The organism is Achromobacter pestifer (genome assembly GCF_902859625.1).
GTDB lineage: Bacteria > Pseudomonadota > Gammaproteobacteria > Burkholderiales > Burkholderiaceae_B > Achromobacter > Achromobacter pestifer.
Genome location: NZ_CADIJX010000011.1, coordinates 33,875 through 47,134, shown reverse-complemented (window position 1 = coordinate 47,134; position 13,260 = coordinate 33,875). Strand labels below are relative to the sequence as shown.

12 protein-coding genes are annotated in these 13,260 nt (G+C 63.5%); 9 read left to right on the top strand and 3 right to left on the bottom strand.

Annotated elements, in window-relative coordinates; translation table 11 throughout:
• Positions 1-155: 155 nt before the first annotated feature.
• From aroG to glcF, 9 genes are all read left to right on the top strand, one after another.
• A complete protein-coding gene (gene aroG, locus HV753_RS27325; protein WP_006224982.1) occupies positions 156-1,229 on the top strand; it encodes a 3-deoxy-7-phosphoheptulonate synthase AroG in 1,074 nt (357 codons plus the stop codon).
• A 104-nt stretch (positions 1,230-1,333) separates the two neighbouring features.
• Positions 1,334-2,743 carry an FAD-binding oxidoreductase gene (locus HV753_RS27320; RefSeq protein WP_175177708.1) on the top strand — a complete coding sequence of 470 codons (1,410 nt, stop codon included), beginning with the start codon at positions 1,334-1,336 and terminating at the stop codon, positions 2,741-2,743.
• Positions 2,744-2,985: 242 nt separating this feature from the next.
• Complete coding sequence (locus HV753_RS27315; protein WP_175177707.1) at positions 2,986-3,951, top strand: Bug family tripartite tricarboxylate transporter substrate binding protein; 966 nt, start codon at positions 2,986-2,988, stop codon at positions 3,949-3,951.
• A gap of 46 nt (positions 3,952-3,997) precedes the next feature.
• The gene (locus tag HV753_RS27310; protein ID WP_175177706.1) at positions 3,998-4,516 is read left to right on the top strand and encodes a 2,4'-dihydroxyacetophenone dioxygenase family protein; all 519 of its coding nucleotides are present in this window, start codon (positions 3,998-4,000) and stop codon (positions 4,514-4,516) included.
• A gap of 10 nt (positions 4,517-4,526) precedes the next feature.
• Positions 4,527-5,243 (top strand): SDR family NAD(P)-dependent oxidoreductase, encoded by a 717-nt coding sequence (locus tag HV753_RS27305; RefSeq protein WP_175177705.1) that lies wholly within the window; start codon positions 4,527-4,529, stop codon positions 5,241-5,243.
• 44 nt (positions 5,244-5,287) lie between these two features.
• The gene (locus HV753_RS27300; protein WP_425485943.1) at positions 5,288-6,139 is read left to right on the top strand and encodes an IclR family transcriptional regulator; all 852 of its coding nucleotides are present in this window, start codon (positions 5,288-5,290) and stop codon (positions 6,137-6,139) included.
• Between the two features lie 131 nt (positions 6,140-6,270).
• The gene (locus HV753_RS27295; RefSeq protein WP_175177704.1) at positions 6,271-7,770 is read left to right on the top strand and encodes an FAD-linked oxidase C-terminal domain-containing protein; all 1,500 of its coding nucleotides are present in this window, start codon (positions 6,271-6,273) and stop codon (positions 7,768-7,770) included.
• 12 nt (positions 7,771-7,782) lie between these two features.
• Entirely contained in the window at positions 7,783-8,889 is a 1,107-nt protein-coding gene (gene glcE, locus HV753_RS27290) for a glycolate oxidase subunit GlcE (RefSeq protein WP_175177703.1), read from the top strand.
• A 6-nt stretch (positions 8,890-8,895) separates the two neighbouring features.
• A complete protein-coding gene (gene glcF, locus HV753_RS27285) occupies positions 8,896-10,131 on the top strand; it encodes a glycolate oxidase subunit GlcF (protein ID WP_175177702.1) in 1,236 nt (411 codons plus the stop codon).
• A gap of 62 nt (positions 10,132-10,193) precedes the next feature.
• Here glcF and HV753_RS27280 read toward each other — a convergent pair whose 3' ends face one another.
• From HV753_RS27280 to HV753_RS27270, 3 genes are read right to left on the bottom strand one after another with little or no spacing between them, the layout of a single operon-like run.
• Complete coding sequence (locus HV753_RS27280) at positions 10,194-11,633, bottom strand: NAD(P)(+) transhydrogenase (Re/Si-specific) subunit beta (protein WP_175177701.1); 1,440 nt, start codon at positions 11,631-11,633, stop codon at positions 10,194-10,196.
• Complete coding sequence (locus tag HV753_RS27275; protein ID WP_006224972.1) at positions 11,630-11,947, bottom strand: NAD(P) transhydrogenase subunit alpha part 2; 318 nt, start codon at positions 11,945-11,947, stop codon at positions 11,630-11,632. Before HV753_RS27275 ends, HV753_RS27280 begins: the two co-directional genes overlap by 4 nt.
• Before the next feature lie 2 nt (positions 11,948-11,949).
• The gene (locus tag HV753_RS27270) at positions 11,950-13,068 is read right to left on the bottom strand and encodes a Re/Si-specific NAD(P)(+) transhydrogenase subunit alpha (protein ID WP_175177700.1); all 1,119 of its coding nucleotides are present in this window, start codon (positions 13,066-13,068) and stop codon (positions 11,950-11,952) included.
• Positions 13,069-13,260 lie beyond the last annotated feature (192 nt).

Sequence of the window (13,260 nt, the reverse complement as noted above, 5' to 3'; positions counted from 1 at the left end):
GCCGCTGGCGGAGGAAGGGACGCGCTCAATCTGAAGTTTGGAAAGAATCCCCCCCAAAAAAGCCGCCAGCGACCTGGCGGCTTTTTTTGCGCCGCCGGGACCGGGAAAGACCGGTTGGAATGGATCCCGTTGGCGGGCAACCCAGGAGCAGTACCGTGTCACACAATACCGACGACCTTCGCATTCGAGAAATCAAGGAACTGAATCCGCCCGCGCACGTGATGCGCGAGTTCGCGTGCACCAAGGAGGCGTCCGATACCGTGTTCGCCGCCCGTCAGGGCATGCACCGCATCCTGCATGGCATGGATGACCGCATGATCGTCGTGATCGGGCCATGTTCCATCCACGACACGCGCGCCGCCATCGAATACGCGAAGCGTCTGAAGCCGGTGCGTGACCGCCTGAGCGCCGATCTGGAAATCGTGATGCGCGTGTACTTCGAAAAGCCGCGCACCACGGTGGGCTGGAAGGGCCTGATCAACGATCCGGACCTGGACGGCAGCTTCGACATCAACAAGGGCGTGCGCGTGGCCCGCGAGCTGTTGCTGGATATCAACAGCCTGGGACTGCCGGCGGGTTGCGAGTTCCTGGACATGATTACGCCGCAGTACATCGCGGATCTGGTCTCCTGGGGGGCGATCGGGGCTCGGACGACGGAAAGCCAGGTGCATCGCGAATTGGCGTCTGGACTGTCGTGTCCGGTGGGGTTCAAGAACGGCACGGACGGCAACGTGAAGATTGCGGTTGATGCCATCAAGGCGGCATCGCAGCCGCACCATTTCCTGTCGGTGACCAAGGGCGGGCATTCGGCGATTGTGTCGACGGCCGGCAACGAAGACTGCCACGTCATCCTGCGTGGCGGCAAGACGCCGAACTACGACGCCGCCAGCGTGGACGCGGCCTGCCAGGACGTGTCCAAGGCAGGCCTGGCGCAACGCATCATGGTGGACGCCAGCCACGCCAACAGCAGCAAGGACCCCGAGAACCAGCCCCGCGTGATCGACGATGTGGCTCGCCAGATGGAAGCGGGCGACGCGCGCCTGGTGGGTGTCATGGTGGAAAGCCACTTGCTGGGCGGTCGCCAGGACATGGTGCCGGGCAAGCCGCTGGTCTACGGCCAGAGCATCACCGACGGCTGCATCGATTGGGATGCGTCGGTGGCCGTGTTGGAGCGCTTGGCGCATGCGGTGCGTGAGCGCCGGCGGGTCGCGCTGACGTCTGGCAAGTAAAGCCCGCGTGCGCGCCGTGGACCGCCTGCCTGGGGCGGTGTGCGGCGCAGCATGCGCGGCGGCGTAGAATATTTGGATTACCGAACCCCGAGAACACGCTGATCATGAACGCTCCCTTGCACGCTGAATCGTTGCGCCGCGCGGTGCCTGCCGCCTGTCTGGATGCCTTGCGCACTCGCTTTGGCGACCGCCTGTCCGAGTCTTCCGCCGTGCGCGAACATCATGGCCGCGACGAATCGCCGTATCCGGCCATGCTGCCCGATGCCGTCGTCTTTGCGCACACCACCGAAGAAGTGGCCGAGGTTGCCAAGCTGTGCAACGCGCATCGTGTTCCGCTGATTCCCTACGGCGCGGGTTCTTCGCTGGAGGGCCACATCCTGGCGATCCAGGGCGGCATCAGCCTGGACTTGTCGCAAATGAACAAGGTGCTGGCGATCAACGCCGAAGACCTGACCGCGACAGTGCAGGCAGGCGTGCTGCGCAAACAGTTGAACGAAGAGATCCGCAGCACCGGCCTGTTCTTCCCGATTGACCCGGGCGCCGACGCCAGCCTGGGCGGCATGGCCGCCACGCGCGCGTCTGGCACCAACGCCGTGCGCTACGGCACCATGCGCGAAAACGTCATGTCCTTGACGGTGGTGACGGCTGACGGCCGCATCGTCCGCACCGCGGGCCGCGCGCGCAAATCGTCGGCGGGCTATGACCTGACGCGCATGTTCATCGGCAGCGAAGGCACGCTGGGCATCATCACGGAAGTGACGGTGCGCTTGTACCCACAGCCCGAAGCCGTGTCGGCCGCGGTCTGCAATTTCCCCACCTTGGATGACGCGGTCCAGAGCGTGATCGAGATCATTCAGATGGGCGTGCCCATCGCGCGCGTCGAATTCATGGACGCCGCCAGCGTGCGTTCGGTCAACCAGTACAGCAAGCTGACCTTGCGTGAAACGCCGCTGCTGGTGTTCGAGTTTCATGGCAGCCCGGCGGGCGTGCAGGAACAAGCCGAAACGGTGCAGGCGATCACGGCGGAGCATGGCGGCATGGACTTTGAATGGGCCGAACGCCCCGAAGACCGCAGCCGTCTCTGGACCGCCCGCCACAACGCTTATTTTGCCGGCCTGCAACTGCGCCCCGGCTGCCGCGCCAGCACGACCGACGTTTGCGTGCCGATCTCGCGACTGGCTGACTGCGTGCGCGACACCGTTGAGGAATTGGACCGCGCCAGCTTCCCGTACACGATCGTCGGTCACGTCGGCGACGGCAATTTCCACGTGTTGATGCTGTTGGACGCTGACAACCCGCAGGAATGGGAAGAGTCGGAAACGATCAACCACAATTTGGTGCGCCGTGCGATTGCCGCCGATGGCACCTGCACGGGGGAGCACGGCGTGGGTCTGCACAAGATGCAGTTCATGGCCGAAGAGCACGGCGAGGACGCACTGGACCTGATGCGCAGCCTGAAGCACGCTTTTGATCCGAACAACATCCTGAACCCGGGCAAGATCGTGTCCTGGTAAACACCGTGCGGCGATCACGCCGCCCGTGCATCCAAGCCGACGGCAATCTGCCCGTCGGCTTTTTTTTCGACCCAGCATCGCAAGTGGCTTGCGTGAATTTCCAGTGACACGCATCGTCAAATCCTTTATTCTGAATTTTCGTAGACAAATGTCCACATTGTGGATATTTAAAAAAGCGCCTGCGGAAAAACAAGTTGGACCGCGTTTCGATAGAAAGCGCGTCCAGAACCAAGGAGACAAGGATGTTGATGAGACAAGGTTTGATGGCAGCCAGCCTGATCGTGGCCGGTCTGGCGGCATCGCTGCCGGCGCACGCGCAAGCGGACACCTACCCGAACCAGCCCGTGACGCTGGTGGTGCCGTTCCAGCCGGGCGGCGGCACGGATGCCGTGGCGCGCACCTTCGCCAAGGTGTCGGCGCAGTATTTCCCCAAAGGCATGGTGGTGCTGAACAAAGCTGGCGCCGGCGGCGCGGTGGGCTGGAAGTACGTGTTGAACAGCAAGAACGACGGGCACACGCTGACCGTGGTGACGGCGGAATTCGTGATTCTGCCGCTGCTGGGCCTGTTCGATCACACCTACAAGGACTACACGCCATTGGTGCAATTGAACGCGGACCCGGCGGCGATCGTGGTGCCTGTCAACTCACCCTACAAGACGCTTGAGGAATTCATGGCGGCCGCCAAGAAGACGCCGGCCGCGTTGAATGTCGGCACCTCGGGCACCGGCTCCATCTATGACGTGGCGCTGAGCGCCTTCGAGGTCAAGTCGGATACCCGATTCACGCACATTCCGTTTCCGGGGTCGGGCCCGGCCTTGCTGAACCTGCTGGGCGGCCAGCTGGATGCGGTGGCCACGAGCCCCGCCGAGGCGTCCGAATACGTGCGGGCGGGCAAGTTGCGCCTGCTGGTGTTGATGAGCGACAAGCGGGTACCTGAATTTCCTGACGTGCCAACGGCCAAGGAGAAAGGTCTGGATGTGTCTTACGGCACCTGGCGTGGCATCGCCGGGCCGAAAGGCATGCCGCCCGCCACCGTGGCCAAGCTGAAGGAAGTCTTTGAAAAAGTGGCGCAAGACCCGCAGTTGATATCGGCGATCAAGGCCCAGAACCTGGGCTACGTCTATGCCGACGGCGATGCCTTTGAAAAGAAGATGGCGGCAGAAACCGCCGACTATGCCCAGGTACTGAAGACCTTGAGCATCAAGTAAGCCGCGTCACCGCGTGACGCCACTTTCTCCTGACCGCCGGATCACCATGAGCCAAACGACTGCTGTACCTACCCCTTACCGTTACCCCAACCCCAAGGAGGCGCTGCCCGACATCGTGGTGCCGCAAGTGATTCCGGATGACGAGCGCGTCTGGGTGCCACAGGCCGAGAACGTCTGGTTCCGGCCGCTCTGTCTGAACGTGTCGCAGGGGTACTGGATGAATCTGCTGCGTGTGCGCAAGTCGGGCGTGCTGAGCTGTCACCGTCATCCGCAGGCGGTGCATGGCTACGTCATCAAAGGCTCGTGGCGATATCTGGAGCACGACTGGATCGCCCGCGAAGGCAGCTATGTGTTCGAGCCGCCGGGCGAAACACATACCTTGTATGTGCCGGAGGATGTGGAGGAAATGATCACCATGTTCCAGGTCAATGGCGTCATGTACTACTGCGACAGCGAAGGCCGCCATACCGGCTACGAAGACGTGTTCACCAAGCTGGACATGTGCCGCAAGCACTACGAAAGCGTGGGCCTGGGTTCGGACTATGTCGATCAGTTCGTCCGCTGAGGAAAGCGCCATGACCTTTCAAGCAGGGTTGTTCAACGGCAAGACCGCCGTCGTCACGGGCGGCACGCAGGGCCTGGGCCGGGGCGTGGCCGAAGCGTTGGCGCGCTTGGGGGCGCGCGTGATCGCGGTCGGCTTGCCGTCCGCGGAAGCGCCACCGGCGGGGGTGGAGGTGGCGACGCTGGACGTCACGCAAGCGGAAGACATCGCGCGTTTTTCCGCGACGCAGCCGCGTGTGGACATCCTGGTCAATTGCGCGGGCGTGATCTTCCGGCAAGAGGAGTTCAAACTGCCGGTGTTCGAGCGTGTGTTGGATATCAACCTGACCGGCACCATGCGTGTGTGCGAGGCCTTGCGCCCGCAACTGGCGCGTGCCAGTGGATGCATCGTCAACACGGCATCGATGCTGAGCTTTTTCGGGGGTGGGTTGGTGCCGGCCTACAGCGCCAGCAAAGGCGGAGTGGCGCAATTGACCAAGTCGCTTGCCATCGCCTATGCCGATGCGGGGATCCGGGTCAATGCGGTGGCGCCGGGATGGATCGCCACCCCGCTGACGGAGGCGTTGCAGAAGGACCCTGCGCGCGCGTCGCGCATTTTGGAACGTACCCCGCTTAACCGCTGGGGAACGCCGGGCGATGTGGCGCAGGCGGTCATGTTCCTGTGCTCGCCGGCGTCGGCTTTCATGACCGGCGTGGTGATGCCGGTGGATGGCGGCTACATGGTAACCTGACCCGCGCTCCGGCCCGCCGGCGCGCTTTGTCACGGAATCCGTTCATGAAAGCCCCCGGTGTGAAGACCCCCAGCGTGAAAGCCCGCAGTGTGAAAAACCCCGATGCCGCGCCTGCGGCAGCCCCGGTTGCCGGCACGGCCTCTTTCTCAAAGTTCATGCGCGTGCTTGACGCCATCGCGCTGGGCGGCGACACCGCTTGGACGGTGAATGAACTGAGCCTCAAGCTGGGATATCCACGCCCGACGATCTATCGCATCGTCGAGGCGCTGATTGCCGAGCAATTGATTGTGCCGAAACACAACGGCCAGTCATTCGGATTGGGGCCCCGGCTGGTCAGCCTGGCAAGCCGCGCACTGGAAAGCTCCGATATTCGTCAGATCTGCAAAGACCACCTGTTCGATCTGAAAGAGCTGACGCAGGAAACGGTGCATCTGGCTGTTCCAGACCAGTCTGAAATGACCTACATCGACAAACTGGAAAGCCCCAAGGCCGTGCGCATGAATTCGCGTCTGGGCAGCCGCGTCACGATGTATTCCAGTTCAGTCGGCAAAGCCTATCTTGCGCAGTTGCCGACGGACGCACGCGATGCGGTGATCCGGACGCTGGATTTCAAGGTGTTCACCGAGGCCACGTTGCGCACGCCCCAGGCGTTGCGCAAGGAACTTGAGCGGATTCGCCAGCAGGGTTATGCGGAAGACCGCGAAGAGAATGAGAAGGATATCTTCTGCTTCGGTTGCGCGATCGTCGACAAGCAGGGCAGGCCGGTGGCGTGCGTCAGTTTGAGCATTCCCGCGTTTCGCATGAGCAAAGACAGAACCGGCAGCTATATCAAACCGTTGGTCGATACCTGCGCGGCGATTTCCAGAAAATTGGCGCTGTTGGATTTCTCGGCATAGGCCGCTGCGGCTTTTCAACGACAAACGCTGTCTGGAATTACTGCTGGTTACGTGTGCGCCATGGGATAGTCCATTGGATGCGGGTAAATCCCGGCCTGTTTTAAGGGACCGGTCGCGCTATTGTTGCGCTCATGAATTCACTGGTCGAAACCGGCCTGGCACAAGTGCAGGCGCCTTATTCGTTGCAGCAGCTCATCGAGGCGTTGTCGGCCGCGTTGCCCGCGCACTGCGTATTGTTCCGCGAAGAAGACACTCGTCCGTACGAGTGCGATGGCCTGTCGCTGTATCGCGCGCTGCCTGCCGTCGTGACGTTGCCGGAAACCGAAGAGCAAGTGCAGGCCATCTTGCGCATCTGCAAGCGCTTGAACGCTCCCATCGTGGCGCGTGGCGCGGGCACCGGCCTGTCGGGCGGTGCCATGCCGCACAGCCAGGGCGTGTTGCTGGGCCTGTCGAAGTTCAATCGCATCAAGCATATTGATCTGGCCAGCGCCACGGCGATCGTGCAGCCTGGCGTGCGCAATCTGGCGATCTCCGAGGCCGCGTCCCCTTACGGGCTGTACTACGCGCCCGATCCCTCCAGTCAGATCGCTTGCACCATCGGCGGCAATGTGGCCGAGAATTCTGGCGGCGTGCATTGTCTGAAATACGGACTGACCGTCCATAACGTGCTGCGCGTGCGCGTGGTCACGATCGACGGCGATATCGTGGAATTGGGCTCTGAAGCGCCGGACGCGCCTGGCCTGGATCTGCTGTCCGTTTTCATCGGATCCGAAGGCATGCTGGGCGTGGTCACCGAAGTCACGGTCAAGCTGATTCCCAAGCCTGCCTGTGCGCAGGTCGTGATGGCCAGCTTCTCCAGCGTGGAAGCGGCTGGCAACGCGGTGACCCAGGTGATCGCGGCGGGCATGATCCCGGCAGGGCTTGAGATGATGGACCGCCGTGCCACGCACATGGTCGAGCCCTTTGTGCGTGCCGGCTACGACATGGACGCACAAGCGATTCTGTTGTGCGAGTCCGATGGCACGCCCGAAGAGGTGGCTCACGAGATCGCACGGATGGAAGCGGTGTTTCGGGATGCCGGTTCCACGCGCTGCCAGGTATCGACGTCCGAAGCCGAACGCCTGAAATTCTGGGCTGGCCGCAAGAATGCATTCCCGGCGGCCGGGCGCGTATCGCCTGATTACTACTGCATGGACGGCACGATTCCGCGCCGCCATCTGGCGCGCGTGCTGGGCGCCATCGAACAGATGGAAGATGAGTTTGGCTTGCGCTGCGCCAACGTGTTCCATGCGGGCGACGGCAATCTGCATCCGCTGATTCTGTTCGATTCAAACAAGCCGGACGATGTGGAGCGCGCCGAGAAGTTCGGCGCCGCCATTCTTGAGCTGTGCGTGCAGGTAGGAGGGACCGTGACCGGAGAGCACGGTGTGGGTATGGAGAAAATAAATCAAATGTGCGTGCAATTCTCTCGCGAAGAACTCGACGCTTTCCTGGCGGTCAAGCGGGCGTTCGACCCGCCGTGCCTGCTGAATCCTGAAAAGGTCATTCCCACGCTGGCCCGCTGCGCCGAATACGGCAAGATGCACGTCCATGCGGGCGAGCTGCGCTTCCCCGATCTCGCCCGTTTCTAGGACGCATCCCCCATGGATTTTGTCCTGTCGGAATTGTGCGACCAGGTCATGACGGCCCGTGCCGGTCATAAGCCCCTGTTCGTGATGGGCGGCGGCAGCAAGGCGTTTTACGGCAATTACCGTCCGGTAACGCCGCAGGACGGCCACTGCCTGCTGGATATGACGCCATATCGCGGCATCGTCAGCTACCACCCCTCGGAACTGGTGGTGACGGTGCGCGCGGGCACGCCATTGGCCGAACTGGAAGCGGCGCTGGCCGACAACGGCCAGATGCTGGCTTTTGAACCGCCGCATTTCGCGGCCTCCGCCACGGTGGGCGGCTGCGTCGCGGCGGGACTGTCCGGCCCGCGTCGCATGCATGCAGGCGCCTTGCGCGACTTTGTCCTGGGCACCCGCCTGCTGGATTCGGAAGGACGCATCCTGTCGTTTGGCGGAGAGGTCATGAAGAACGTGGCCGGGTACGACGTGTCGCGCCTGTTGGCCGGCTCGCATGGCATCTTTGGCGCGCTTCTGGAAGTGTCCATGAAGGTCGTGCCGCGGCCGATGGAAGAGTTGACGTTGGTTCTGCCCGCCACCCAGGCGCAGGCGCTAGCCAGCTTCGCGCTGTGGCGTGGCAAGCCTCTGCCCATCTCCGCCACCAGTTGGACCGGGGGCGAGGACCACGCCGAAGGCGCGATGCATGTGCGGCTGTCAGGTGCGCCGCCGGCCATTGCCAGCGCACGCCAGGTGATCGGCGGCGATCCCATGGATCCCGATGCGGCGCGCTCCTGGTGGCACGCGCTGCGTGAGCAGACCCATGAGTTTTTCGCGCCAGACCAGCCTTTGTGGCGTTTGGCCTTGCCACCCACGGCCGCCGTGCTTGGGTTGGGCCAAACCCTGATCGAATGGGGCGGCGGGCAGCGCTGGCTGTCCGGGCCGCGCGATGCCGCTGAGCTACGGGACACCGTTGAGCGGTTGGGCGGGCATGTCACGTTGTTCCGGGTGGGCAACAGCAAGCCGCCGGCCGACGGCGTATTCCATCCGCTGGCGCCGGGCATTGCGTCGATCACGCGCCGGCTCAAGCAGGAGCTTGATCCGGCGGGCCTGTTCAACCCTGGACGCCTGGTCCTGGAGCTATAGCGCATCATGCAAACCAACCTGGCATCCTGGGCACGCGATACCGATCTGGGTAAAGAAGCCGACGCCATTCTGCGGCGTTGCGTGCATTGCGGATTTTGCACGGCAACCTGTCCGACCTACCAGGTCTTGGGCGACGAGCTCGACAGTCCGCGTGGCCGCATCTATCTGATCAAGCAAGTACTGGAAGGCGCCGAGCCCACGCAGTCCACGCAACAGCATCTGGACCGCTGCCTGACCTGCCGCAATTGCGAAACCACGTGCCCGTCCGGCGTCGAGTACGGCCACCTGATCGACATCGGCCGCAAGATCGTGGACGAGCGCGTGCCGCGTTCCTGGGCGGAAAAGGCAAAGCGCAATTTCCTGCGGCGGGCCATGTTGTCGCCGATGTTCGGACCCGCGATGCGGGTGGGGCAGGCGGTGCGGGGCATCTTGCCAGAAGCCCTCAAACGCAAAGTGCCCGAACGCCGCGAAGTGGGCGTGTTGCCTGCGGTGACCGGGCATGCGCGGCAAGTGCTGATGCTGACGGGCTGCGTGCAACCTGCCATGATGCCCACCATCGATGCCGCGACCATTCGCGTGCTGGATGCCGTGGGTATCGGCGCGCGACTCGCGCCGGGTGCCGGTTGCTGTGGGGCGGTCAGTTTTCATCTGGATGCGCAGGATGCGGCGCTGGCGCAGATGCGCGCCAACGTGGATGCGTGGTGGCCGCTGGTCAAGGACGGGGGCGTCGAAGCCATCGTCATGAATGCCTCGGGTTGTGGCGCGATGGTCAAGGAATACGCGCATCATCTGAAGCACGATCCGGCGTATGCCCAGAAGGCCGCGGATATCGTCGCGCTGGTGAAGGATGTGGCCGAGATCGTGGCGCCACACGCCGATCAACTGCGCGCGCGCCTGCCTGCCGGCACTCGCGCCGCGTTCCATCCACCCTGCACGTTGCAGCATTGGCAGGGGCTGCGGCCGCTGTCGGAACGACTGCTGGTGGACTTGGGGTTTGAATTGCTGCCGTTTGCCGACAAGCATCTGTGCTGTGGTTCGGCGGGCGCCTATTCGGTGCTGAATCCGGAGATTGCCCTGGAATTGCGTGACCGCAAGCTGGGCGCCATCGCGACGGGCGGACCCGACGTGATCCTGTCGTCCAATATCGGCTGCATCGGCCATCTGCAAAGCGGCACCGACACGCCGGTGCGGCATTGGGTGGAAGTGGTGGACGAGCAGTTGCAGAAGGCGGCAGCAGCTTAGGGTGAGCCGCAAGGAGCGCCACCGCGCGAATACCCCAAGGGGCATTCGCGCAACGGCGTGTGCTACTCGACCGCTTTCACCATGTCTTCCAGCACTTTCTTCGCATCGCCGAACACCATCATCGTGCGATCCATGTAGAACAGTTCGTTGTCCAGGCCCGCATAGCCCGAGGCCATCGAACGCTTGTTCACGATCACGGTGCGCGCCTTGTACGCTTCCAGGATGGGCATGCCGGCAATGGGGGACTTTGGATCGTTCTTGGCGGCGGGGTTGACCACGTCGTTCGCGCCCAGCACCAGCACCACATCGGTTTGCGCGAACTCGCTGTTGATGTCTTCCATCTCGAAGACCTGGTCGTAAGGCACCTCGGCTTCAGCCAGCAGCACGTTCATGTGGCCAGGCATGCGTCCCGCGACGGGATGGATGGCGTACTTGACGGTCACGCCGCGTTCGGTGAGTTTCGTCGCCAGTTCCTTCAGCGCATGCTGCGCGCGGGCCACCGCCAAGCCGTAGCCCGGCACGATGGTGACGCTTTCGGCGTTGGTCATCAGGAAGGCGGCATCGTCCGCGCTGCCTGATTTGACGCTGCGCTGCTGCCCCGCGCCCGCATCCGTGCCACCGCCCGCCTGGCCGCCGAAGCCGCCCAGGATCACGTTGAAGAACGACCGATTCATCGCCTTGCACATGATGTAGGACAGAATGGCACCGGATGAGCCCACCAGCGAGCCGGCGATGATCAGCATCGGATTGTTCAGCGAAAAGCCGATGCCGGCTGCCGCCCAGCCCGAATAGCTGTTCAGCATGGACACCACCACCGGCATGTCGGCGCCACCGATCGGAATGATGATCAGCACGCCCAGCACAAAGGCGACCAGCGTCATGATGATGAAGGGCGTCCAGTCCTGAGTCAGCATGAACCACACGCCGCAGCCCAGCATGACCAGCGCCAGCGCCAGGTTCAGCATGTGCTGGCCCGGAAACACGACGGGTGCGCCCTGGAACAGCCGGAACTTGTACTTGCCCGACAACTTGCCGAAGGCAATGACGGAACCCGAGAACGTGATGGCGCCCACGAAGGTGCCGATGAAGAGCTCGAACCGGTTGCCCGTGGGGATCAGTGATCCGGGGGCGACGATGCCAAAGGCATGGGGTTCCGCCACGACGGCGACGGCGATGGCCACGGCTGCCAGGCCGATCATGCTGTGCATGAAGGCGACGAGCTCCGGCATCTTCGTCATTTCGACGCGGCGGGCCATCAAGGTGCCGACGGAGCCACCCACCAGCAAGCCCAGCAAGACCCAGCCCAGACCGATCGTGGCCGTGCCTTCGCGCGCCAGACCGACGATAAGCGCCGCCGTGGTCAGCACGGCGATCGCCATGCCGGCCATGCCGAAAGCATTGCCCAGCCGCGAGGTGGTGGGATGCGACAGGCCCTTGAGCGCCTGGATGAAGCACACCGAGGCGATCAGGTACAGCAGGGTGACGAGATTCAGCGAGATCATTTCGCTTCCTCCTTGCCCGGCTTGCGATCCTTTTTCTTGAACATCTCAAGCATGCGCCGCGTGACGAGAAAACCGCCGAACACGTTCACCGCGGCCAGCGCCACGGCAAACACGCCCATGCCTCGGGCCAGTCCGCCTTCGGTCAGCGCGGCCGCCAGCATGGCGCCCACGATGATGATGGCCGAAATGGCGTTGGTGACCGCCATCAGGGGCGTGTGCAGGGCAGGCGTGACGTTCCACACAACGTGATAGCCGACATAGATGGCCAGCACGAAGATGATGAGATTCATCAGGGTGGGGTTGATCGCTTCCATGTTCAGGTTCTCCGCGTCACATTGCCGCCTTCGCATACCAGGCAGGCCGCCACGATTTCATCGTCGCGCTGGATGGCCAGAGCGCCGTCTGCATTGATGATGAGCTTCAGGAAGTCCAGGACGTTGCGCGCATACAGCGCGGATGCGTCGGTGGCGACCAGGCCGGGCAGGTTGGTCAGTCCGATGATCGTCACGCCGTGTTTTTCCACGACCAGGCCTTTCTCGGACAAGGGGCAGTTGCCGCCGCGTTCAACGGCCAGGTCCACCAGCACCGAGCCAGGCTTCATGGCCGCGACCGTGTCGGCGGACACCAGCGTGGGGGCAGGGCGTCCGGGGATCAGCGCAGTGGTGATGACAATGTCCGCCTGCTTGCAGCGTTCAGATACCAGCGCCGCTTGCCGTGCCATCCAGGCGGGGGGCATGGAGCGTGCGTAGCCGCCCGTGCCTTGGGCGATCTCGCGTTCTTCGTCCGTTTCAAATGGCACGTCGATGAATTTTGCGCCCAGCGATTCCACCTGTTCGCGCGCGGCGGGGCGTACGTCGGAAGCTTCCACCACCGCGCCCAGGCGCTTGGCCGTGGCGATGGCCTGCAAGCCGGCCACACCCGTGCCCAGCACCACGGCGCGCGCGGCCTTCAAGGTGCCGGCGGCAGTCATCATCATGGGGATCAGCCGACCGTAGTGATGCGCGGCCAGCAGCACGGCTTTGTAGCCGGCCAGGTTGGCCTGGGAAGACAGCACGTCCAGGCTTTGGGCGCGCGTGATGCGCGGCGCGGCCTCAAGCGCAAATCCGACCAATCCCGCATTCGCCATCTGCGTCAGGCCTTCGGCGTCGAACGGATCGAGCATGCCGATGACGACGGTGCCAGGCTTCATCTGGGGCAATTCGGTGGGGGAGGGGGCGCGAACCTTCATGACAAGTCCCGCGCCCAGGGCATCCTGGGCGGAACCGAGCGTGGCGCCCGCGGCCTCATAGGCGTCATCAAGATAGCGGGCGGCAGTGCCGGCTCCGCGCTCCACGACAACGGTGTGCTTGCCGCCTACGTACTTCTTGACGGTCTCTGGTGTTGCTGCGACACGAGTTTCCCCGTCTCGGGTTTCTTTTGGTATCCCGATGTGCATCGACGCCTCTCCTCAGAAGGTTCGCCGTAGTTATACACGGGAAAGGCCCCCAGGGGGGGAGCCCCCACGCTGCCTCGCTTCGCTCGCTTGCTGCCCCCCGAGGGGGCTGGCCCGCTGGTGGTTGGCCCTCACGCCGCACTCGCTTTGCTCGCTTGCTGCCCCCCAAGGGGGCTGGCCCGCCTTGGGGGCGGC

What these genes read in the sequence shown, in the direction of transcription:
- HV753_RS27315 (WP_175177707.1), top strand. Translation starts at nt 2,986, where the DNA reads ATGTTGATGAGACAAGGTTTGATGGCAGCCAGCCTGATCGTGGCCGGT.
- HV753_RS27270 (WP_175177700.1), bottom strand. Translation starts at nt 13,068, where the DNA reads ATGCACATCGGGATACCAAAAGAAACCCGAGACGGGGAAACTCGTGTC.
- HV753_RS27280 (WP_175177701.1), bottom strand. Translation starts at nt 11,633, where the DNA reads ATGATCTCGCTGAATCTCGTCACCCTGCTGTACCTGATCGCCTCGGTG.
- HV753_RS27310 (WP_175177706.1), top strand. Translation starts at nt 3,998, where the DNA reads ATGAGCCAAACGACTGCTGTACCTACCCCTTACCGTTACCCCAACCCC.
- HV753_RS27320 (WP_175177708.1), top strand. Translation starts at nt 1,334, where the DNA reads ATGAACGCTCCCTTGCACGCTGAATCGTTGCGCCGCGCGGTGCCTGCC.
- glcE (WP_175177703.1), top strand. Translation starts at nt 7,783, where the DNA reads ATGGATTTTGTCCTGTCGGAATTGTGCGACCAGGTCATGACGGCCCGT.
- glcF (WP_175177702.1), top strand. Translation starts at nt 8,896, where the DNA reads ATGCAAACCAACCTGGCATCCTGGGCACGCGATACCGATCTGGGTAAA.
- HV753_RS27300 (WP_425485943.1), top strand. Translation starts at nt 5,288, where the DNA reads ATGAAAGCCCCCGGTGTGAAGACCCCCAGCGTGAAAGCCCGCAGTGTG.
- HV753_RS27295 (WP_175177704.1), top strand. Translation starts at nt 6,271, where the DNA reads ATGAATTCACTGGTCGAAACCGGCCTGGCACAAGTGCAGGCGCCTTAT.
- HV753_RS27275 (WP_006224972.1), bottom strand. Translation starts at nt 11,947, where the DNA reads ATGGAAGCGATCAACCCCACCCTGATGAATCTCATCATCTTCGTGCTG.
- HV753_RS27305 (WP_175177705.1), top strand. Translation starts at nt 4,527, where the DNA reads ATGACCTTTCAAGCAGGGTTGTTCAACGGCAAGACCGCCGTCGTCACG.